Below are 20,735 nucleotides of genomic sequence, written 5' to 3'. Positions count from 1 at the left end.
GGGTCGTTCGCCGGGCGCCTCTACTGGCACAGGCGGCTGCCTGCCGTTCAAGGCCCTGCTCCGGAGCGAATTTCGGCAGTCCATGTCTTCAGACGCGCTCTCAATCGGCGGCGCATCCTCCCTGGGAAGCGGTGCTGCGTACTTATCTCCATCTCGGCAGTTGTAAGGATACAAGTTATTACGATAAGCAATACGTTGCATTTCATGTATTATAGTCAACGCGCCGCTGTTTTGCAAGGGGCAATGCGCACGGTGTTGTTCTTCTGTGATAATGTCATCCCCTCACTGTTCTGAGATCATGGATCGGCTACACTTCGTTGGACAATAAAAATAAGGGCCGGTGCTATTGTGAGGTACATTTCCGAAGCGCAAGTCGATAAGCAAGGAAGGAAAACAAAAGGCAGGCCCCACCCCAGTATAATCCAATACTCCACCACGTATGATTAGAGCTGAATAAAAATGGACCTAAATTGTGTAACGGACTCAGTATCTTTGTAATGTACTTTGTCTCAGGAGCAATATATAAAAAAACTTGACCCACTAATAAAATGAGTATCCATGGAATTGAAAAAACTAGAGAGCTATGCCGAACTACATTTGATACCACAAGTCCGATCATGGCAATGACAGCAGCAGCTAAACTTAACAGCAACATAACAAAAAAAATGTACATATATACATTATGAAGATAAAGGTCTCTCCCTAAACTAGGTATCGTGGGTTTTATTTGAGAAGACATCGTTGGGATGTGAAATGGACTTGTACATAGACAATAGATAAACGCTATTATTTGAAATAGCAAAGTAACTACAAACGTTACTATAGCTATAGACATCGTCTTACATACTATATATTTCTTCAACGATGTCCGCGATAGACAATATTGAAAATAGCCTGTTCTATAATCAATAAACAATGAATCTCCACAAATGAGCATCACGATGAGGGGGAATACAGTTGCCATGTAGCTATTTAAGTTCCAACCTATGCCTTTAACAAAACTAATAAATGGATTAGTTTTTCCGAGTATTAGCTCCATAGGATAGCCACTATGATTAGGTATACTTGCTTTTTGCATGGACACAATATGGATAAATACAGCCATAAAGGCAATGAAGGCAACAAGAAGTTGCCATCTGTAACAAGTTCTTTTCCACTCCATCTTAATAAAAGAGTTATACACTATTATCCCTCCATTTTTTTATGTATGTACACCTAAACTATAATTGCTTCCTAGTCGAAAGCAGGCATCCTATGAATAAACAAATAACGAGAACCCCTATATTGACAGATAAGTTCATCCAGTATGTAAAGTAGGTGGGTAAAATGTCAAGGGTTGAGGTATAGAGAAACGGTGACAAATACCTTGGTACCACGCCGTTAATGGCTAATACGGCGAGAACAATAAACGTGAGAATGATGATTGATATTTTTTTCGAATCATAATTCACTACGAAATGGAGCGTACTTATAAGAAGAGCCAGTGTCATACCGCCTGTTACAAAAAATAATAACAAGATAATCATCATTGTCTGTGCCGGGATTCCTGCCTCATACACACCAGAATAATACAGCATCGTATATCCAGTCCATTTCGCTTCGGTCTGAAAAATAAAACTAGAGATAAGGGCAGTGATTAAAAAAAGAAAAAGTTGATAAAAAACAATCACAAAAATCATCGATATGCTCTTGGCTAACCACCACTTGACTCTGGAACCGATTCTATTTATAAGGAGCGTATGAATCCCTTCCGGGCAAGCGTTAGTCTGAATAAGTAACACGATGGGCAGAAGGGTAAGGAGCCAATTTGTAAACGTTGCAGAGCGATAGGTTTGTTCTAATCCCCCAAAAATACACAACATACTATCGGCGACCGTAACTTCAACTTGCTCAATGATAGATATTTGGTCAAGTAAGAAGATTTGACAGAGTACATTTACGATCCCAAGTGCGGCGATTACAAGCTGACTTTTACGCGGGTAGAACAACAGGTAAAGTTTAAACGTAGCGTACATATTCTTCATTGTTTCAACCTCTATTCACCCATATTCATTGTTCTTATGCGAACCAAACATAGAGCGAACAGACCGGCTATGACAACAAGAAAATAGAAGGTTGAATATATAGGTGTAAAATTGTTAATAATTTCAACAGATGCTTGATTATGTTCCATAGGTAATACATAAAAATAGTAAGGCGCATGCAATGCAAGTATCGCTTGAGCAAGCGGAGTGTATATTAGTCCGGAATGATTATCAAAAATGGAACTGTGACTTTGTAAAATAAGCGCTACCACTCCGGCATAACCGGCTACAACATGTTTAAAAAGAAGAGAGAGCGCAAGCATGAACAATCCGAGTGAAACGAGTAATAATAAAATGAGGTTTGCCTGAATGAATAACAGTTGGGTAAGTTCCATCCAGCTAACAACCTCCTTACTATGTATCACTTGAAAATAGTAGGGGCCTTTCCACGGCAGACGAAATAATAGACCTGTCAAGACTACCAAAATAACAAAACTGAAAAAAAATAATAATGATGAACTTATAATATAAAAAAATTTATAAAGCACGTATTGCGTTCGATTAGATAATCTCGCCATTACTAAAGTAATATATTCCCCTTCAGTATCTTTAATGTAAAGGTCGCTTACCAAATAGCAGTAAGTAAACGGAATAATGAAAATGATAACAAAAGGGCTTGATAAGGTGGAAAATAAATAATCACCCAATAAAAGTTTCTTCCCAGAGGGGAGAAATTCGAACGTCAGCACATATCTGGAAATGATTGCAGATAAAAATAAAATGAACCAAACTATAAGCCATCTTATCCAACAAAATTGTATACGTATCAAGAAGTTTTGCTCCTTTTGAAAATCTTTAGAATTTTAATTTGGAAGTAGCTGTCCTTGTTCTAATCGATAAGTTACTTTACACAAGCTAGAAGTATCTTCCGTTCGATGGGAAACAATGATAAAACTGACGCCTGATTGGGTCATAGAATGAACGATTGAATGAAACCTTTTTACCCCTTCTGTATCTAGTCCATTCGTAGGTTCATCGAACAGGACTAAGACGGGATTTTCCATGATGGCTTGCGCAATTCCTAATCGTTGTCTCATTCCTAATGAATATTTCCGGACTGTTCTTTTTAAAAATGGATGTAAGCCGACTTGTTCCATTACTTTAATAATATCGTCGCGCTTCATTTCGTTTCTAATTGAAGCTAGTAATGATAGATTCTGAAAACCTGTAAATTGGGGGAGAAACAACGGATCTTCAATCAGTGCTCCCACACGATCAGGTAAATTACCTAACATGCCTGGAGATACGTTTTTCCCCTTTACTTGCACGGTTCCTTTGTCGGGATACATAAACCCCATAATTGTTTTAAGTAATGTTGTTTTGCCACTACCATTTACTCCAACAATGCCAATCACATCACCGGCATTCACTTGTAAATCAATATGTTTTAAGACTAGATGTTCACGAAATTTCTTTGTAACTCCAGATAAGCTTAAAACAACGTCGTTACCCATGGATAAAGCTCCCTTCTCTTGTTCCATTTCTTTAATGTAAGGATAAAAGTGCAACCCACATTTTATATGGGTTGCACCTTCCCTTAATTAGGTTTACAAAAATTATGGGGCCCAACTAAGGAGGGCTCGAGTTGTTCTATAGTTATCCCAAGCTGTTTTAAACCGCGCTTTAATATTGTCGCCTACCCTTGTGTTGGTATTATGCGTCATCACTTGACCATAGTCAGAGTGGTCTTTATCTTGATGCAACTCATAGTCACTTAAATCTGAATCGTTAGCAGCAAGCACAATCTTTGCATAAACATTATATTCATTGTTTAATACTTTTGTTTGTTGAGATGATCCTGTAGCCTCTCTCTCCACGGTATCCCAACTTCCTGTTCGCGGAAGGGTAATCGTGGAGGAGTGCCATGTCGCAGCTGATGCTACCCCAGAAATTAGCAAACAGAGTGCTAGCGTTCCTACCGTAATTATTTTCTTCATACAATATCATCCTTTCTAAAATTTGGTATATGCATTACCATAATAATCCAGATTATATTAACCTGTCAACTATTTATGAACATAAAATAGAATCAATATACTAGCACGGTACGAGAACTCCGTAGAGAGCCATCAGGGGCACGAGGAAAAGCGGACAGACCGAAGAGAAGGAACATATGCCGCAGCGGCGTAGCGTACCTTTGACGAGTAGCTCCTACTGTTTACGCTAGCTATAACATGGGCGGTACAAAAAAGTTCCCATAATTTTATTGTGATGTATCATATTAAAAATCGGCATCTATATATTACATATTATTTGTTCAATGTGATATACTTAATCAAGAAAAAGAAACCAAGTATAAATTCACTCTGAAGGAGGAATTCGACAATGGCATTGTCTGTTGCCATCAACGGCATGGGTCGCATCGGCCGTCTCGTGCTGCGCCGCGCTATGGATGACGCACATTCACCGTTCGCCATCCGGGCCGTGAACACGCTTTATTCCGCCGCCACCATCGCGCATCTGCTCAAGTACGACTCCATTCACGGAAAATGGAATGCGAACATCGTCGCCGAAGGCAATACACTCCTTATTAAGGATACGCCCATACAGGTAGTGGCAGAAGCCGATCCGTCCCGGCTGCCGTGGCAGTCGCTCGGCATTTATACCGTCATCGATGCAACCGGCAAATTCACCGATCGCCCGGGCGCTTCCAAGCATATCCATGCCGGCGCAGAGAAAGTCATTATCACCGCTCCTGGCAGAGAGCTCGACCTAACGATCGTGATGGGCGTCAACGAGTATATGTACGACGATAAAAGCCATCAGCTTCTCTCAGCCGCATCCTGCACGACGAACTGTCTCGCGCCACTACTTCATCTGCTGGATCGGTCATTTGGCATCCAATCCGGTTGGATGACAACGATTCATTCTTATACCAATGATCAGAAGCATCTCGATAATCCGCATAAAGATTTACGCCGCGCGCGGGCATGCACGCAGTCCATCGTCCCGACGACCACCGGCGCAGGCAAGGCGCTGGCCGGAATTCTGCCACATCTGGCGACCTTGGTGCATGGCATCTCGGTGCGGGTGCCGACGCCGGACATCTCGCTCGTCGACTTGACGGCCGAAGTGAAAACTTCTGTGACCGCAGGCGATGTCCGGCTCGCCTTCCTGCATGCGATCCGCGACGGACATGAGCGCTATCTCGAATGGTGTAATGAGCCGCTCGTCTCCACCGATTTCATTGGCAATGACAAATCCGCCGTCGTCGACGGCATGTCGCTTATCGCCCATGATCGCCACATTAAGCTGCTCGCCTGGTATGACAACGAGTGGGCTTATGCGGCCCGGGTCGTCGACTTGACCCGCCACGTGGTGCAGGAGGGAGTGAAAGGCTCATGCAAAACGGCAACTGCCCGGTAATGCTGGGCGCCATTCTGTGCGAACGCTGCGGAACCCTTTTGGAGGAAATCGATACCGAGAAAGTAATCGTGTATTATCATCGGTGCGACGACTGCGCCGTCTGTTCCGAAATCGATAAAATCGGGGGCGAATCAAAATGAAGCCGACTTGGATCAGTCACTTTCGGCATGGAGATGCCGGCATGAAAGCGCTGTTAGGCGGAAAAGGAGCCAATCTCGCGGAGATGACGCGCATCGGGTTGCCCGTGCCGCCGGGCTTTACCATTACGACGCAAGCGTGCCGATCCTATTATGCGATGAACCGGCTGCCGGACGGCCTGATGGACGATGTGCGCGCCGCTCTGCAGACCGTCGAGGTGATGCGCAGCCAGCGGTTCGGGGACGCCCATGATCCACTTCTGGTCTCCGTCCGCTCCGGTTCCGTACATTCCATGCCCGGCATGATGGATACGATTCTCAATCTGGGACTGAACGATGAGACGGTTCAAGGCCTCGCCTCCGCCACGGGCGACGAGCGTTTCGCTTATGATTGCTACCGCCGCCTCATTCAAATGTTCGGCCATGTCGTGTCCGGCATTGAAGCTGGTGAATTCGAGCGTATCCTCGCCGAAGTCAAGGCGCATTACGGCGCGCAGACGGATCAGGCGCTCCCCGCAGACGGCTTGCGGGAGGTTGTCCGGCGGTATAAGCAATATGGGGTGGAAGAAGCCGGCGCTCCGTTCCCGCAAGACGTCTATGTCCAGTTGCAGTCCACCGTCGAGGCGGTGTTCCTCAGCTGGAACAATCACCGCGCGCAAGTGTACCGCAAGCTGCATCAGCTCTCCGATGAAGAAGGCACGGCCGTCAACATCCAGTCTATGGTGTTCGGTAACCGTGGAGCGGATAGCGGCACGGGCGTGCTTTTCACCCGTCATCCGTCGACGGGCGAGAAGATCTTGTTCGGTGAGTATTTGAGCGATGCCCAGGGAGAGGACGTCGTGGCCGGTACCCGGACCCCGCAGCCTATCGCCAGGATGGCAGAGGAAATGCCGGAACTGTACCGGCAACTGACGGTGACCGCCGAGCAACTGGAGCGCCATTACCGCGACATGCAGGATATCGAGTTCACGGTGGAGCGCGGCAAGCTGTTCATTCTGCAGACGCGGGCCGGCAAGCGGACAGCGCAAGCGGCCGTCGCCATCGCGGTCGCGCTCGTGCACGAAGGGCTGATCATGGCGGAGGAAGCGTTGCTGCGGATGGACGTTGCGCAGTTGGAGCATCTGCTGCACCCGTCCATTGCGCCCGATGCCGCGATGGACACCGTAGCGGCCGGTCTGCCCGCGTCGCCAGGGGCCGCTTCCGGCCGCATCGTGCTCGATGCCGACGAGGCCGAGCGGATGGCCGCCGCCGGCGAGCGCATCATTCTCGTGCGACCGGAGACGACGCCAGAGGACATACACGGCGTGCTCGCAGCGGAAGGCGTACTGACGAGCCGGGGCGGTATGACGAGCCACGCGGCCGTCGTCGCCCGCAGCATGGGAAAGCCGTGCGTCTCCGGTTGCGAGGACGTAAGCTTCGACTTCGGCCGGAAGTGCATCGTGATTGGCGGGCGCACGTTCCGCGAAGGTGATCTGCTGTCGATCGACGGCGCGACGGGGCGCGTCATCGCCGGAGCCGTGCCGGTCATCGACGCGGAGATGTCGGATGAATTCCAGCAGCTGCTGGAATGGGCCGACCGTGAACGCGAGCTGGGCGTCTATGCGAACGCGGATACGCCCGCGGACGCTGCCACAGCGCGGGCGCTTGGGGCCGAAGGCATTGGGCTCTGCCGGACAGAGCACATGTTCATGTCCGCCGATCGGCTTCGCATCGTTCGGGAGATGATTCTGGCCGAATCAGAGGCGGAGCGCCGGAAGGCGCTCGCACAGCTGCTGCCGCTGCAGCAGGAGGACTTCGAGGGCATCTTCGAGGCGATGGACGGTTATTCGGTCACGATTCGGCTGCTGGATCCGCCGCTCCATGAGTTCCTGCCGAATCTGGAGGAACTCATCGTCCGGCAGACCGAGTGGAAAGCAACCGGAGCCGGAACAGAGCTTGAACGAAGAGAGCTGGAGCGCCTGATCGCCAAGGTGCGCGCGTTGCATGAGATAAATCCGATGCTCGGCCAGCGCGGCTGCCGGCTCGGAATTTTGTTCCCGGAGATTTACGAGATGCAGGCGGAGGCGCTGTTCCTCGCCGCCTCCCGCATGCTGCGCAAGGGCGTGCGCGTGCAGCCGGACATCATGGTGCCGCTGGTCGGCCACGCCGCCGAGCTGAAACTGCTGCGCGAGCTCATCGATCGCACGGCGGAGCGAGTCCTCGGTCCGGAGCACCGCAGCTGCGCGTACCGCATCGGCACGATGATCGAGGTGCCGCGCGCGGCGCTGACGGCGGACCAGATTGCGAAGCATGCCGATTTCTTCTCGTTCGGTACGAATGATCTGACCCAGATGACGTTCGGCTGCAGCCGCGACGACGCGGAGGGCAAATTCCTAGCCCACTACGTAGACCGCCGCGTGCTGACGGCGAACCCGTTCCAGGTGCTCGATACATCCGGTGTCGGCCAGTTGATTGAACTGGCCGTGCAGCGCGGTCTCGCCGCCAATCCGCAGCTCAAGACCGGCATCTGCGGCGAGCATGGCGGGGATCCGGACTCGATCCTGTTCTGCCATGCGACCGGGCTCGATTATGTAAGCTGCTCAACATACCGCCTCCCGCTCGCCCGCATGGCCTGCGCCCAGGCAAAGCTGCTGCTCGGGAGCCGGAACAAAGCTTCCCTGCACTCGATATCGGTGTAATTATTCCTATTGTTTATTTCCTTCCAGGATGTGATACAATAAGCCCATAGCGGCTTCATGCCGTCTATCTTTCATATTTCATATTCATGAAAGGGTTGGGTGAGGGGCTACGATGGAAAGCAGGTATTCGATTGGTCCACCAAGAAAGAGAGAGGCCATCGCATGCAAAGGAGAATGCTTCACCTAATCCAGCTGTCCGCCTGAATCGGAGCGATTGGCGGCAGGAGCTGTTAGCGGGAACCGTATCTTTTTTTGCGATTGTCTATATTATTATTGTTAATTCATCGATATTGGCGGATGCCGGAATTCCGCAGGAAGCCGGTATTATTGCTACCGTGCTCGCGTCCGCAATCGGCTGCTTCATTATGGGCTGGTGGGGCAAAGCGCCCCTGATCATCGCGCCGGGGATGGGAATCAACGCCATGTTCACGTATACGCTCGTTCAGGGCATGGGGTTGACGTGGCAGCAGGCGCTGGCCGTCACGATGATGTCCGGCATTTGCTTCATTGCCATTAGCCTGACTTCACTCGTCGAGAAGCTGAGAACGGCCATTCCCGCTTCATTACAGGAAGCGATCTCGGTCGGTATCGGTCTTATGCTGGTCCTTATCGGATTGCAGAAGGGCGGGGTCATCGTATCGGATCGCTCCGCTATCATTGCGGTGCAATCCTTCGCTGACCCGGGCGTCCTGGTCACGCTCTTGACCTTGGCGTTGACATGCATCCTGTACATGCGCAACGTTCCGGGTAATCTGCTGCTGGCGATTATCGGAGGGACGGTGCTCGCTTACTTGTTCGGAGCCGTGCCGCCGAGCTCGGCGGCCGCCGGGGGCGGAGGCTTTTCTTGGTCCACCTATGGGGATGTGTTCGGGCAGGTAACCGTGCAGGGCGTACCGGTCACGACCTTGATTGTTGCCGTATTCTCGCTGACGCTCGTCATCGTATTCGAGAACGTCGGGCTGATTAGCTCGCAGTTGAATATGAGCGGCAGACAGGAGCGCTTCCAACGCGTCGTTCAGGCCAATGCGGCTACCGTCTTCTTGAGCGGGATCCTTGGCACGAGTCCGACCGTCTCCACCGTGGAAGCGGCTGCCGGCATTTCTTCCGGAGGAAGAACAGGCTGGACCTCGATCGTAACGGGAATGCTGTTCCTGGTGACGTTCATTGCGATGCCTGTCATCACGGTCGTTCCGGATCAGGCTGTGGCGCCGATTTTAATTTTCATTGGCGGCTTGATGATGCCCGCCGTCCGAAATATTTCCTTCGAGCGGCAGGAGGAAGGCCTTCCCGCCTTCTTCACCATCGCGTTCATTCCGCTGATGCACAGCATCGTGGACGGGATCGCCATTGGCTTCATCAGCTATGCGCTGTTCCACCTCGCGGTTGGCAAAGGGCGCGAAGTAAAGCCCCTGTTCTATCTCATTTCCCTTCTATTCGTCATGCATTTTGTGCTGCAGACGATATAAGCGTGGCTGCCGCACAATTGCGAAGGCAGCCACGGAAGATGCCCGCCTCGAACGCATTAGCGTCGGAGCGGGTTTTTTAGCGCTTCGCTTGTACCGGCAGCGGAACAGCTTGGGGGAGCCTTCATGTTCAAGCCATATCAGGCGTGGGCTGATTCTCATCTCTGCCGATTGCTAATATGTCATAAGGATGGGAGCGGCATGCGTAGAACCTAGCCGACTTGTTCCCTGATAGACTGCGTCTACCCCAGCTCCATAAGCAAAAAATCAGGACCCGGTACGAATGCCGTGGCCTTTTAGAAGTGAATCCCATAAAATGTGGCATCTGATGATGAGGTCTGTGCCGGGTGAGCGGGGCCAGCATTCTCCGCCCCCATGCCGCAACTATAGGAGAGAGGTGATTCCCTTACATGAAGGCGTTGGTTACCGGTGTCTCCGGCTTTGTTGGAAGCTATATGGCGGAATATTTGCTAGATCAGGGCGTCGAAGTGATCGGAACAATTCGCAACCGGAGCCGGATGGAGCATATCCGCCATATCGAATCGAGGATTCATCTGGTCGAGTGCGAATTGCGCGATCCGTTCTCCGTCGAGACGTTGCTGACGCAGGAGAAGCCGCATTTGATTTTCCATCTGGCGGCGCAGAGCTTTGTACCGACCTCCTGGAATTCTCCCGTCGATACGATTACGAACAATGTGGCGGGACAGCTCAATATTTTCGAGGCGATCCGTCGTCACGATCTTGACTGCAAAATCCAGCTCGCCTGCTCCAGCGAGGAATACGGCCATGTCGAGCCTCACGAGACGCCGATTACCGAAGACAACCCGCTTCGCCCGTTAAGTCCATACGCTGTGAGCAAGGCAGCACAAGATTATCTGGGATACCAATACTTCAAAAGCTACGATCTGCATGTGATCCGCACCCGTACCTTCAATCATACGGGCCCTCGCCGGGGCGAGCAGTTCGTGACGTCCAACTTCGCCAAGCAGATTGCCGAGATCGAGCAGGGAATCCGGCCGCTCCGCGTCCATGTCGGCAACCTGACCGCGAAGCGGGACTTTACCGATGTGCGGGATGTCGTACGGGCCTATTGGCTTGCTCTGGAAAAAGGCGATCCCGGCGAATGTTACAACATCGCCTCCGGCTCCTGCGTTACGATTCGCGAAATGCTGAACCTGCTGCTCTCCTTCAGCAACGTCAATATCGACATCGTGCCGGATCCAAGCCGGATGCGGCCGTCGGATGTCGAAATTTTGCTGGGCGACAACACCAAATTCTCGCGGCAGACCGGCTGGAAGCCGGAGATCCCGCTGGAACGAACGCTGGAGGATTTGCTGAACTATTGGCGCGAGCGTGCAGGCAAGCAAGCATTGTAAGAAGGAGAGGCACCGAAAGCCGATCTTAGACCCGTCAAGTAGAAAAAAAGAAGTTAACATATGCAGCGATCGTTGTTCGGTATTCCACCGGGGAAAGGTCGCTGAGCTTTTTTGGAGATGGGGGGATGACGGCCGCAAGCCTATGCCCCATTCCAGGTACAGAACATATAAGTTATAACCTTGAATGGTACTGGCTTTTACCTGAAGTGGTAGTCTTTAATATATGACCTTCCCGTTGTGAAATGTTCAGTAAGTCCAGACAATATAGTTGTCGAGCTTTCCTGCAATTTAATTGCGATGATCTCGATACTACATCCATCGGGGTATCTGTTCACAAAGTTGCGTCTATTTTGAAAAACCGTGAGAAAAAGAAGATAACAAAAAATAGGTCAATCAGCTATTAGCTTCATATCAACAGAACCTGAAATAGTTACAATAAATTTACCATCTTCATCTTCTATCGGCACCAATTCGATTATATCCGATATATCAACGTTAAGCACTTCGCAAATTGCGGCAAGATTAGGTATACGATCTCCAGAAGCAAGTTTGCGAGCGGGAAGAGGAGAACGACAGGGGCCCTGCTACAGATGGGATCGACTCATTCGACCCAGCCAAAAAAAGCACCGACACAATGGGGTTCATTCCAATGGGTAATTTTATTACGATAAGTTACATGTTATATAATGTTTGTCCCGAAACCCAAAAAGGCCCCGGTCGCAGCAGCAACCAAGGCAAAGGTAGTAAAGGTTATGTAGAAAAAAATGGAGCGGGTGATGGGAATCGAACCCACGCTGCTGGCTTGGGAAGCCAGCGTTCTACCATTGAACTACACCCGCGAGAATTCAAAAAACACACCCAGATCCTGCAAAACTGACCGAGTGTGTCGAATCAACAATAGATGGTCGGGACGACACGATTTGAACATGCGACCCCCTGGTCCCAAACCAGGTGCTCTGCCAAGCTGAGCTACGTCCCGAAAAAAGGTACTTTTTACAAAGGTTATTATACTATATATTTGAGTATTATGCAAGCTGATTTACAAAAAATAAATAGTCAAATATTCTATATTTCTTCTCGCATATGCGCAGGGTTTTCCGCGATAACACGCTTAACGGCGGTTATCCAGCCGTACTCATCGTCCCCCTCTCCTCGTTTCCTAACTTTGTGCCTCGGCCAGCCATTGGGCCCTTCCACCGCCCTTTCATCACTTGCAACCCGACGGCTATCCCTCCGTTCATCCGTCCTGCTCCCTGTTGCGCCAGGTAAAGATCCCACATGGGATGCTCGGTGCCGCCTCCTACAGCGATGACCCTGACGGTTTTTATTGCGATTGCGGCGCTGCCGTTGATTCCCGCACGATAAGCTCCGAATGGAGACGGACGATCCGGTTCGTCAGCGACACGCCGTTCATCTGCTCGACAAGCATGTCCACCGCCGCCTTCCCGATCTGCTTGGCCGGCTGCCGCATCGTCGTCAAGCGCGGCCGCAGCTCGGAGGCAAGCCTCTGATCGTCGTAGCCCGCGATCGACATATGCTCCGGCACCCGAAGGCCCGCTTCGGTTAACGCATTGATAGCGCCCAGGGCCGTGAAATCATCCGCAGCGAACAGGGCCGTCGGCAGTTGTCCTTGTTCAAGCCATTTGCGAACCGCTTGGTAACCGGATTCAGACGAGAACTCGCCCGACTCCACCGCGTACGGCTCCAACCCCGATTCTGCCAGCGCCTGCCTGAATCCGCGCTCCCGCTCGACCGCGCTGAGGAAGAAGCCCGGCCCCTGGATATGAGCGATGGAGCGATGCCCCAGTTCAACGAGATGGCGGGTCGCTTCATAGCCTCCAGTATAATTGTCGACGGTAACACCGTGAACATCCGGCTGAATGGTCTGGGGATCGATGAGAACAAACGGAGTATTCCGGCTCCTAAGCTCCGTTAAGTAGGTCAATTCATTAATCGGCGACAGCAGAAGCAGTCCGTCCACCCGATTCTCCTCGATAAAATCCCACCCTACGCCTTCCTCTTGGGGATATTTAGCAACGGACAAAGCAAGATAATTTCCGTGATCCTTCAACAGCGAAGACACCGTCTTCACGATGCCATCCAAGAACGAATCCTGCAGTGTTGTTACTACCATGCCGATTACTCCGGTTTTGCCTTTCGCCAAGCTTCGTGCCGCCGCATTCGGGTGATAGTCCAGTTCTTTCATCGCCTGGAGAACCTTCTGGCGATTCTTTTCTCGAACAGTTCGGGCATTGTTCAAGACACGGGATACCGTTACGACAGACAAGCCAGCTTTTTTTGCCACATCAAAAATACTGACTTTCATAGCCTTCTCTCCTCATTGTCATAATAGAGCAAACACGAATCTTTCCCCGATTATTCCAACTCATAAATATAATACCATATGTCGGATAATTGAGATATCCAAAAGATATGTTCTACTCCGACTTATTTCAGAAAAAATTACAAGTAGCTGTTTTATAAAACCTGCAGCAATCCGCTATTCATTTAGATATACTATTAATTAGAGCGAGACTTGCGCCAATCGCCGCCTTGAAACGCAACTCAAGTTGCGGCGTATTAGGTATATATAAGATGGGTGCATTATTCACCCGCAAAGGAGATGGTAAGAAATGATCGTAGCAACGACCGAAAATATCCCCAACTATGAAGTAACCGAAGTGCTTGGCACAGCTTTTGGCGTTGTCGTGCGCGCGCGCGGCATCGGCGGAGACATTATGGCTTCCTTGAAAGGGCTGGTCGGCGGCGAAGTAAAGCAATACACGCAGATGATCGAGGACGCGCGGCGCCAAGCCATGGATCGGATGATCGAGAACGCGCACGCGATGGGCGGTGACGCCATCACGATGATGCGCTTCGACAGTGGCGACGTCGCGCAGAACATGAGCGAGATCGTAGCTTACGGTACGGTCGTCAAGCTAAGATCTGCTCAGAGGTAAGCAAGCGATGTGGTTAATGATAGGTATCGCGTTCGTCGTATACGGGCTCCCTTTGCTCGCCCTTATTATCCTAATCATCGTCGGCAAAACATATTATGACAAGCGCTACAAGCAAGTCGATCATCCTCGTGACGCGATCGGCATGAACGCCGATTTTGCCCCGACCAAGGAAATTTTTATCGATCCCCGCGACGGTCATAAATATCAGGTATACTACAATGCCAAAACGGGACAGAGGCAATATATCCGCATGGATTGATGAAGGCTAGCATGGCATTGCGGCATAAAAAAACAGCCCGCATCCCTTGACATGGGAGCGGGCCATCCTACTTGTTATTCTGGTTTCTTCTGGGAAAAGCTGACTTCCGGCGTCGTCATGCGATCGTAGAACTCGACGTATTTGTCACGCTCGTCCGAAGCAAGCAGCGCCATGGCTGAACGAGGATGTTCATCAAGCGTTCCCGTGACGAGATACGGAATCAGGTAACCCCACTCCCATTTTTCGCGCGTCTTCAGCATATATTTTTGGATAAAGCTAAGCACGGGACGTATATGGTATCTGCTGTTCTTCAGGTGCGTCAGCAGCAGCTCGGTCGGGCAGTTCCCTGCCCCGCGCCCCATGCCATAGACGGAGGCATCCAGAATCTCGACGCCCAACTCGGCTGCGACCAGCGAATTGGAGAAGGCAAGCTGCATATTGTTGTGCGTGTGCACGCCCAAGCGCTTGTGCGGCAGATGCTCCTTGAACTTGTGCACCAAGTAATGGATATCGTTATGATCGAGGCTGCCATAGGAATCGACGATATAGACGATCTCTACCGGGCTGTCCTTAATCATGGCGAAGGCTTCAATTAACTCGTTCTCCATTACGTTGGAGAGCGCCATAATATTAATCGTTGTCTCATAGCCCCGATCGTGGAAAAGCTGAATCAGATCGAGCGCTTTGTCAACGTCTTTGCTGTAGCAAGCGACACGGATCAGATCGAGCATGCTCTCGGAGCGAGGCAAAATTTCATGTTCGTCCACCCGCCCGATATCAACGAGCGCCGACAGTTTGGTTGTTCCTTTTTGCGGAATGATTTTACGCAGGAAATCGTCATCCAAAAAGCGCCAAGGGCCCGCTTCATCAGCGCCTTCAAGCCATTTCGGCGAATTTTTGTAGCCAATTTCCATATAATCGACGCCCGCTTCGTTCAATGAGGCATACAAGCTCTGCACGAACTCGGCACTGAAATCCCAGTTATTGACGAGTCCGCCATCGCGAATGGTGCAGTCGATAATTTTGCAATGATTCGTTTTCATCCCGCTATCTCCTTCTCAAAATAATTTTCTCTCTATTCTATAGAGAACGAGTCCGAAAGTAAAGGAACTCCGGCTTCTGTCTCTATACTGATTCTACTTTCTTACAGAATCTAAAATGAATACAGGTAATCAAAATCATTGCGCTTCAACCTCCCCTATGGTAATATGTTATCATCAATTGATAAAGATTATCATTACTATTTGATGTATAGAAAGAAGGTTGAACACGATGGGCCATCATGATCCCCGTCCTGCTCTATCAACCACCCCATTATGCGAACTCAAGCCTGGCCAGTCAGGCTGTATCTGTGATCTGTCCGAAGCCAATCCTGCCGTCTGCCGGCGCTTGATGGAGCTCGGAGTCGAGGAAGGCACGCATGTGCAGGTCATGCAATCCGGCCTTCTTGGCGGACCGCTCACGCTCGAAGCGAATGGCCAGTTGATCGGTATACGCCGCGCCTCGGCGCGGCGTATCGGGGTGAATGCGGTATGAGCGCACAGACAACCGCGCTGATCGGCAACCCGAACACCGGCAAGACTTCCCTGTTCAACGCCCTGACCCGCTCATACGAATACGTCGGCAACTGGACAGGCGTAACCGTGGAGAAAAAGGTGGGGCGGCTGCATCGTCAGGCAGGTTCCCTGATTGATCTGCCGGGTATCTACTCGCTTCATCCGATGTCAAGAGACGAGAGCGTCGCCGTGCAGTATCTGCTGGAAGAGCGACCGAACGCCATTGTCAATGTCGTCGACGCCTCCCAATTAGAGCGCAACCTCATGCTGACTGTGCAGCTGCTGGAGTATGGCGTACCTGTATATGTCGCCCTCAATATGACGGACGTGGCAGCCGGAAGAGGCGTTCATGTCGATCCGGCGAAGCTGTGCGCCGCACTCGACGTGCCGGTCATTCCGGTGAACGCCCGCAAGAAGCAGGGGATTGCCAGCATTTTGGAGCGCCTGCAGCCGCAGGCGGACGCGAGCATGTCCCCGCAGGACGCTGCTCGCCAAGACGCATCTGGCAGCAGCCCAGCATCACCGCTTGCGCATGCAGGCACACGGCGCAGCCCACTCGTATTGAATTACGGCGATGAGGTGGAACTGGCAATCGAACGCATTGCCGCGCTTCTTCCCGGTGATGACACCACTCTACTCCGCTGGACGGCGCTGCAATATATCGAGCAGAACGAGACGGTCCGCCAAGCCGTCCAAGCGCGGATAGGGACGGAGCACATCCGCCAGATCGGCCACATTATCGAAGAGGCCGAGCAGCGCTTGCGGGACAGCGGAGCGGCGCTTCATCTTCCGCAGCGGCTGCGCAGCATCCGGATGGAATTCATCCGTCAGATCATCGCTTCATCCGTCCATGCGGAGCCGCGGCAAGCGCGCACCATGACAGAGCGCCTCGATAACATCGTCACGAATCGGTGGCTCGGCATTCCAATATTTATTCTAATGATGTTTCTGACCTTCAAAGCCACCTTCGACTGGTTCGGCTCGCCGATGTCGGATGCGCTGGACGCATTCTTCTCCGGGCCGCTGACCGATGGCGTAGCGGCGCTGCTGGATGCGGCAGGAGCCTCCTCCTTCACACATGCGCTGATAGAGGATGGCATTATCGCCGGGGTCGGAGGCGTATTGGTGTTCGTGCCGCCAATATTTATGCTGTTCCTCTTCATCTCATTCATTGAAGATTCCGGTTATATGGCCAGGGTCACCGTCGTTATGGACCGGCTGATGGAAGCGGCCGGGCTGAACGGCAAGGCGTTCATCCCGTTCATCATTGGCTTCGGCTGCAATGTGCCAGGCATAATGGCGGCGCGCACCATCGAACAGCCGAAGGAGCGTCTGGTCACGATACTGCTCCTCCCACTCATGTCCTGCTCTGCTCGGTTAACGGTATTTGCGCTGTTCGCCGGCATATTCTTCCGGGAGAATCAGGCGCTCGTCGTGCTCAGCCTGTATCTGCTCAGCATTGTGCTGTCGCTGCTGCTGGCCAAGTTATTCACCAAGCGCTTCATGAAGGAGGAACACAGCATCTTCGTCGTCGAGCTGCCGCCTTACCGCATGCCGCAATGGCAGACACTGTTGCGCAGCACATGGGAGAAGGGCAAGGGCTTCGTCCGGAAAGCAGGCACGTTCATTCTGGGCGGCTCGGTCCTGATCTGGTTCCTCACTTACGCCGGCCCCGGCGGGCTGGGAGTAGAGATGGACGATAGCTTTTTGGCGCTGATCAGCGGCTTCCTCGCCCCACTGCTCGCACCGCTTGGATTCGGGACATGGCAGGCTGGAGCCGCACTGTTGGCTGGGTTCCTGGCCAAGGAAGTCGTCGTGTCTACGATGAACATCATCTATCATGCGCCAGATGAGGCGATACTACAGTCACAGATTGCCCAAGCCTTTACGCCGTTGTCCGCTTATTCGTTTTGCGTGTTCATGCTGCTGTACATCCCGTGTCTTGCGACGGTCGGCATTCTGCGCAAGGAGACGGCTTCGTGGCGATGGACATGGTTCTCAATCGGCTATTCACTCGTCCTCGCCTATGCGGCGGCGATGGTTGTAATAACAGTCGGACATTGGCTTGGCTATAGGTAATATAGGTAAGAAAGGATGATGGTGATGCCCTGGTTCGAGATTGCCCTCGTATCTGCTATTTTCGGCTACTCCGGCTGGATGCTGATCCGACATATCCGCAAAAGCAAGCAGGGCGCTTGCGCCGCATGCGCCCTGAACCGCTCCTGCCCATCCGGAAGCTGTGCTTCCGTACCGAAGCAGGAGCATAAGCTAACCGAATAGAACCGAAGAAGGAGCGTGCCACGGGCCGCTCCTTCTTCTATTCAAGCAGATTCGCTTCTCGCCGCGCTGGCCGGATTTCCATCCCCTATTCGCTGCTTGTTCACGTTCGCCTCACGCGCTTCGCCGACTTCGAATCGCCCCGATCGCTTCGATAAATCTCTGCTCTACGGCACCCAGATAAGCGTCTCCCCGGCGGATGTAGACGACAGAGACCTTGTTGAAGGGAGGCGGAATCAGAAATACGCGGAGCGAGCCCTCCGCCTCCTGATTCTTCACGACGGCCCGCGGCACGACGGTAATGCCGAGTCCAGCTGCAACCGTGCCGATAATCATCTCCAGCGTGCCGAACTCCATAACCTTCGCCGGCTGAATGCCTTCCTGCTGCAGCCATCGTTCGAGCTGCGCCCGGTATCCGCAGCCGCGCTGGAACACAAGTATCGGCAAATGCAGCAGCTCCCGGAACGGAAGCGGCATGCCGAGCTTGTCCTCCGAAGCGTACCGTCCGCAGACGAGCACCAGCTCCTCCTCGAGAACCGGAATCGTCTCTAGATTGGCTGCGCTCACCGGCCCGGAGACGAATGCGCCGTCCAAATGATAATCAAGCACCTCTTCGATCAGCTTCTCGGTCACACCCGTCACAAGCGAGAGTTCGACCTTCGGATGGTTGCGGTAGAACAGGCTGAGAATATCAGGCAGCCCAACGACCGTCTCGATCGAACCGATAAGGAGGGAGCCGCTTGGATCGTTGGGATCCTGGAACGCCTTCTTTATCTCCGCCATGAGCAAGGCTACACGCTCCGCATAATAGAGCAGCTTCCGTCCCTCCGCATTCAAGGTCATGCCCCGGCGGTGGCGGTGGAACAGCGGATATCCGATCTCCTGCTCCATCAGGCGGATGCGGGCGGTCACGTTGGACTGGACGTATCCCATCTCCTCAGCCGCCCGGCTTACGCTGCCATGCTCGACAACGGCCAAAAAAATATGTATATCGCTTACTTCCATCCCCGGCTTGTCCCTCCGTTCCCGTGGTGATTCAGGTAACATTAATAGTGATATCTTAAATCACTTTCAATTATTTTACAAGATAGCTAAGCAGCATTATGATGTAGGATAGCCGCTGCTTATTATTCAGATTGTGCATACAGGAGTGAGAAATATCATGGGCAAGTCCCGTTTTTGGCAAGGCGCTTTCTATTGTTTGTTTTCCGCAATCGCTTGGGGAGCGATGTTCCCTATCGCCGAGAGCGCGCTGCATCATATCGATCCGTTCTGGTTCTCCGGCATCCGCTATAGCGCTGTCGTCGTGCTACTGGTTCTGCTGCTCGCCTGGAAGGAAGGCAAGAAAGCCTTCCGGACCGAAGGCCACGGCATGAAGCTGTGGGGATTGGGAACACTCGCTTTTATGGTATATAATTTTGGCGTCTTCTGGGGCCAGCATCAATTGGGCAAATCCGGCGTGCTGCTCGCATCCATCATGGAATCGTTCATGCCGATGATCGCCGTGCTGCTCGTCTGGTCGCTGACCCGCAAGCGTCCGAATATCCGGACCTTGGGCTGTGTTGCCGTTGCCTTTATCGGTGTGCTCTTCGTCGTCACAAAGGGCGAGTTTACTGCCCTCGCGAACGGCGGCCTGCAACTGCTGCCCTTACTATCGGTATTCGCCGGCGTTATTGGATGGGTTGTCTTCTCCGTCGGCAGCGGCCAATTCTCCGGTTGGTCAGCGCTTCGATTCGCTACGCTGACCTGCATCTACGGGGGAGCGACGACGATGGCCGCCGTCCTCGGCCTGACGCTTGTCGGCATCCTCGATGTCCCGGAAGCATCCGAGGTCGTCCGGATCATTCCCGAAATGCTATTCATGATCGTCGTGGCGGGTCTGATCGCCCTGCTGAGTTGGATACAGGGCATTCAACACCTCAATTCGGTGAACGGCATGCTGTTCATTAACTTCGTGCCTGCGACGACATTCGTCATCTCGGTCATCCAGGGCTATACGGTCTCCGCAGCCGAGATTATCGGCTCACTCCTTATCGTCGGCGCGCTGATTGCCAACAATCTGATCATGCGGCGGGAAGCAGCCATCAGCCATACGTATAGACCGTGAGTGGAACAAATAAGATACAGTAACCAACAGTCCCGATCCAATTAACTACATTTTATGGTTGACAAACCATATATTTCGAGTATACAATGAGTTCATGATACTTATCCCAATACGATAGTATAGATTGTTAATAGTTGCAACGAGAAGGCAAGGATAAAAAAACTAGCAAATGTACAGCTTAGCTTTTCATCATAACAAGTGGCTAGTTTACATTTACTGTAGAATATTCAACCCGATAGCGATCCTTGTAAAGCCACCAATCGCACGTTCGTTTATGCCAACGGCAAATGAGTGTACACCGCCATGAACTGCAATGTTCAGAGAAGTCTTACTACGGCGCCCCGCTTCTAGTGACCCACAACATAGCATGTAACATCACTCGGTTATCCTTGGCCATATGGTCACCATCTTCTCATAGGATAAGTTTACCATATTCTTTGGTTTATTAATATATTTCATTTCTGAAAGGAGA

At 51.7% G+C, this 20,735-nt stretch carries 18 protein-coding genes and 2 tRNA genes; 11 read left to right on the top strand and 9 right to left on the bottom strand.

Features of this window, described 5'->3' with window-relative positions; translation table 11 throughout:
- Nucleotides 1–1,220: 1,220 nt before the first annotated feature.
- The 4 genes from PPOP_RS09930 to PPOP_RS09915 all read right to left on the bottom strand — a co-directional run bounded on the left by PPOP_RS09930 (nucleotide 1,221) and on the right by PPOP_RS09915 (nucleotide 4,021).
- Nucleotides 1,221–2,024 (bottom strand): hypothetical protein, encoded by an 804-nt coding sequence (locus PPOP_RS09930; RefSeq protein WP_042228297.1) that lies wholly within the window; start codon nucleotides 2,022–2,024, stop codon nucleotides 1,221–1,223.
- Nucleotides 2,025–2,035: 11 nt separating this feature from the next.
- Complete coding sequence (locus tag PPOP_RS21910; protein WP_006286162.1) at nucleotides 2,036–2,419, bottom strand: hypothetical protein; 384 nt, start codon at nucleotides 2,417–2,419, stop codon at nucleotides 2,036–2,038.
- 468 nt (nucleotides 2,420–2,887) lie between these two features.
- Complete coding sequence (locus PPOP_RS09920; protein WP_006286161.1) at nucleotides 2,888–3,538, bottom strand: ABC transporter ATP-binding protein; 651 nt, start codon at nucleotides 3,536–3,538, stop codon at nucleotides 2,888–2,890.
- A gap of 102 nt (nucleotides 3,539–3,640) precedes the next feature.
- A complete protein-coding gene (locus tag PPOP_RS09915) occupies nucleotides 3,641–4,021 on the bottom strand; it encodes a hypothetical protein (RefSeq protein ID WP_042228294.1) in 381 nt (126 codons plus the stop codon).
- Between the two features lie 388 nt (nucleotides 4,022–4,409).
- Between PPOP_RS09915 and gap the strand changes: the two genes are divergently transcribed.
- From gap to PPOP_RS09895, 5 genes are all read left to right on the top strand, one after another.
- Nucleotides 4,410–5,450, top strand: coding sequence for a type I glyceraldehyde-3-phosphate dehydrogenase (gene gap / locus PPOP_RS09910; RefSeq protein WP_006286159.1), 1,041 nt, complete (start codon nucleotides 4,410–4,412; stop codon nucleotides 5,448–5,450).
- Complete coding sequence (locus PPOP_RS21905) at nucleotides 5,426–5,590, top strand: GapA-binding peptide SR1P (RefSeq protein WP_006286158.1); 165 nt, start codon at nucleotides 5,426–5,428, stop codon at nucleotides 5,588–5,590. The genes gap and PPOP_RS21905 overlap by 25 nt, the downstream gene beginning before the upstream one ends.
- A complete protein-coding gene (gene ppdK, locus PPOP_RS09905) occupies nucleotides 5,587–8,265 on the top strand; it encodes a pyruvate, phosphate dikinase (RefSeq protein ID WP_042228292.1) in 2,679 nt (892 codons plus the stop codon). The genes PPOP_RS21905 and ppdK overlap by 4 nt, the downstream gene beginning before the upstream one ends.
- Nucleotides 8,266–8,396: 131 nt before the next feature.
- Nucleotides 8,397–9,731 (top strand): NCS2 family permease, encoded by a 1,335-nt coding sequence (locus tag PPOP_RS09900; protein WP_199898963.1) that lies wholly within the window; start codon nucleotides 8,397–8,399, stop codon nucleotides 9,729–9,731.
- Between the two features lie 407 nt (nucleotides 9,732–10,138).
- Nucleotides 10,139–11,104, top strand: a complete 966-nt coding sequence (locus tag PPOP_RS09895) for a GDP-mannose 4,6-dehydratase (protein ID WP_006286152.1) — start codon at nucleotides 10,139–10,141, stop codon at nucleotides 11,102–11,104.
- A gap of 765 nt (nucleotides 11,105–11,869) precedes the next feature.
- Here the strand turns inward: PPOP_RS09895 and PPOP_RS09890 are convergent.
- From PPOP_RS09890 to PPOP_RS09880, 3 genes are all read right to left on the bottom strand, one after another.
- Nucleotides 11,870–11,943, bottom strand: a tRNA-Gly gene (locus tag PPOP_RS09890).
- A 63-nt stretch (nucleotides 11,944–12,006) separates the two neighbouring features.
- Nucleotides 12,007–12,083, bottom strand: a tRNA-Pro gene (locus PPOP_RS09885).
- 345 nt (nucleotides 12,084–12,428) lie between these two features.
- On the bottom strand, nucleotides 12,429–13,430 hold the full coding sequence (locus tag PPOP_RS09880; RefSeq protein ID WP_006286148.1) for a LacI family DNA-binding transcriptional regulator: 1,002 nt from the start codon (nucleotides 13,428–13,430) through the stop codon (nucleotides 12,429–12,431).
- 307 nt (nucleotides 13,431–13,737) lie between these two features.
- Between PPOP_RS09880 and PPOP_RS09875 the strand changes: the two genes are divergently transcribed.
- Together PPOP_RS09875 and PPOP_RS09870 are read left to right on the top strand one after the other, a co-directional pair.
- Nucleotides 13,738–14,064: a YbjQ family protein gene (locus PPOP_RS09875; protein WP_006286147.1), complete on the top strand. Its 327-nt coding sequence runs from the start codon at nucleotides 13,738–13,740 to the stop codon at nucleotides 14,062–14,064.
- 7 nt (nucleotides 14,065–14,071) lie between these two features.
- Nucleotides 14,072–14,323, top strand: a complete 252-nt coding sequence (locus tag PPOP_RS09870) for a hypothetical protein (protein WP_006286146.1) — start codon at nucleotides 14,072–14,074, stop codon at nucleotides 14,321–14,323.
- A gap of 74 nt (nucleotides 14,324–14,397) precedes the next feature.
- Here PPOP_RS09870 and PPOP_RS09865 read toward each other — a convergent pair whose 3' ends face one another.
- Nucleotides 14,398–15,366, bottom strand: coding sequence for an aldolase catalytic domain-containing protein (locus PPOP_RS09865; protein ID WP_006286145.1), 969 nt, complete (start codon nucleotides 15,364–15,366; stop codon nucleotides 14,398–14,400).
- Nucleotides 15,367–15,595: 229 nt separating this feature from the next.
- On the opposite strand from PPOP_RS09865, the gene PPOP_RS09860 reads away from it, so the two are divergent.
- The 3 genes from PPOP_RS09860 to PPOP_RS20490 are packed head-to-tail and all read left to right on the top strand — an operon-like array spanning nucleotide 15,596 to nucleotide 18,159.
- The gene (locus PPOP_RS09860) at nucleotides 15,596–15,859 is read left to right on the top strand and encodes a FeoA family protein (protein WP_006286144.1); all 264 of its coding nucleotides are present in this window, start codon (nucleotides 15,596–15,598) and stop codon (nucleotides 15,857–15,859) included.
- Nucleotides 15,856–17,958, top strand: a complete 2,103-nt coding sequence (gene feoB / locus PPOP_RS09855) for a ferrous iron transport protein B (protein ID WP_006286143.1) — start codon at nucleotides 15,856–15,858, stop codon at nucleotides 17,956–17,958. The genes PPOP_RS09860 and feoB overlap by 4 nt, the downstream gene beginning before the upstream one ends.
- Nucleotides 17,959–17,982: 24 nt before the next feature.
- The gene (locus PPOP_RS20490; RefSeq protein WP_148277898.1) at nucleotides 17,983–18,159 is read left to right on the top strand and encodes a FeoB-associated Cys-rich membrane protein; all 177 of its coding nucleotides are present in this window, start codon (nucleotides 17,983–17,985) and stop codon (nucleotides 18,157–18,159) included.
- A 111-nt stretch (nucleotides 18,160–18,270) separates the two neighbouring features.
- Here PPOP_RS20490 and PPOP_RS09850 read toward each other — a convergent pair whose 3' ends face one another.
- Nucleotides 18,271–19,161, bottom strand: coding sequence for a LysR family transcriptional regulator (locus tag PPOP_RS09850; RefSeq protein WP_042228289.1), 891 nt, complete (start codon nucleotides 19,159–19,161; stop codon nucleotides 18,271–18,273).
- A 157-nt stretch (nucleotides 19,162–19,318) separates the two neighbouring features.
- Between PPOP_RS09850 and PPOP_RS09845 the strand changes: the two genes are divergently transcribed.
- Nucleotides 19,319–20,263, top strand: coding sequence for a DMT family transporter (locus tag PPOP_RS09845; RefSeq protein WP_042228288.1), 945 nt, complete (start codon nucleotides 19,319–19,321; stop codon nucleotides 20,261–20,263).
- Nucleotides 20,264–20,735: the final 472 nt, after the last annotated feature.

Origin of the sequence: Paenibacillus popilliae ATCC 14706, from assembly GCF_000315235.1 — a bacterium.
Taxonomy (GTDB): domain Bacteria; phylum Bacillota; class Bacilli; order Paenibacillales; family Paenibacillaceae; genus Paenibacillus_B; species Paenibacillus_B popilliae.
The sequence above is the reverse complement of the archived record's forward strand: the minus strand, read 5'-3'. Positions and strand labels throughout refer to the sequence as shown.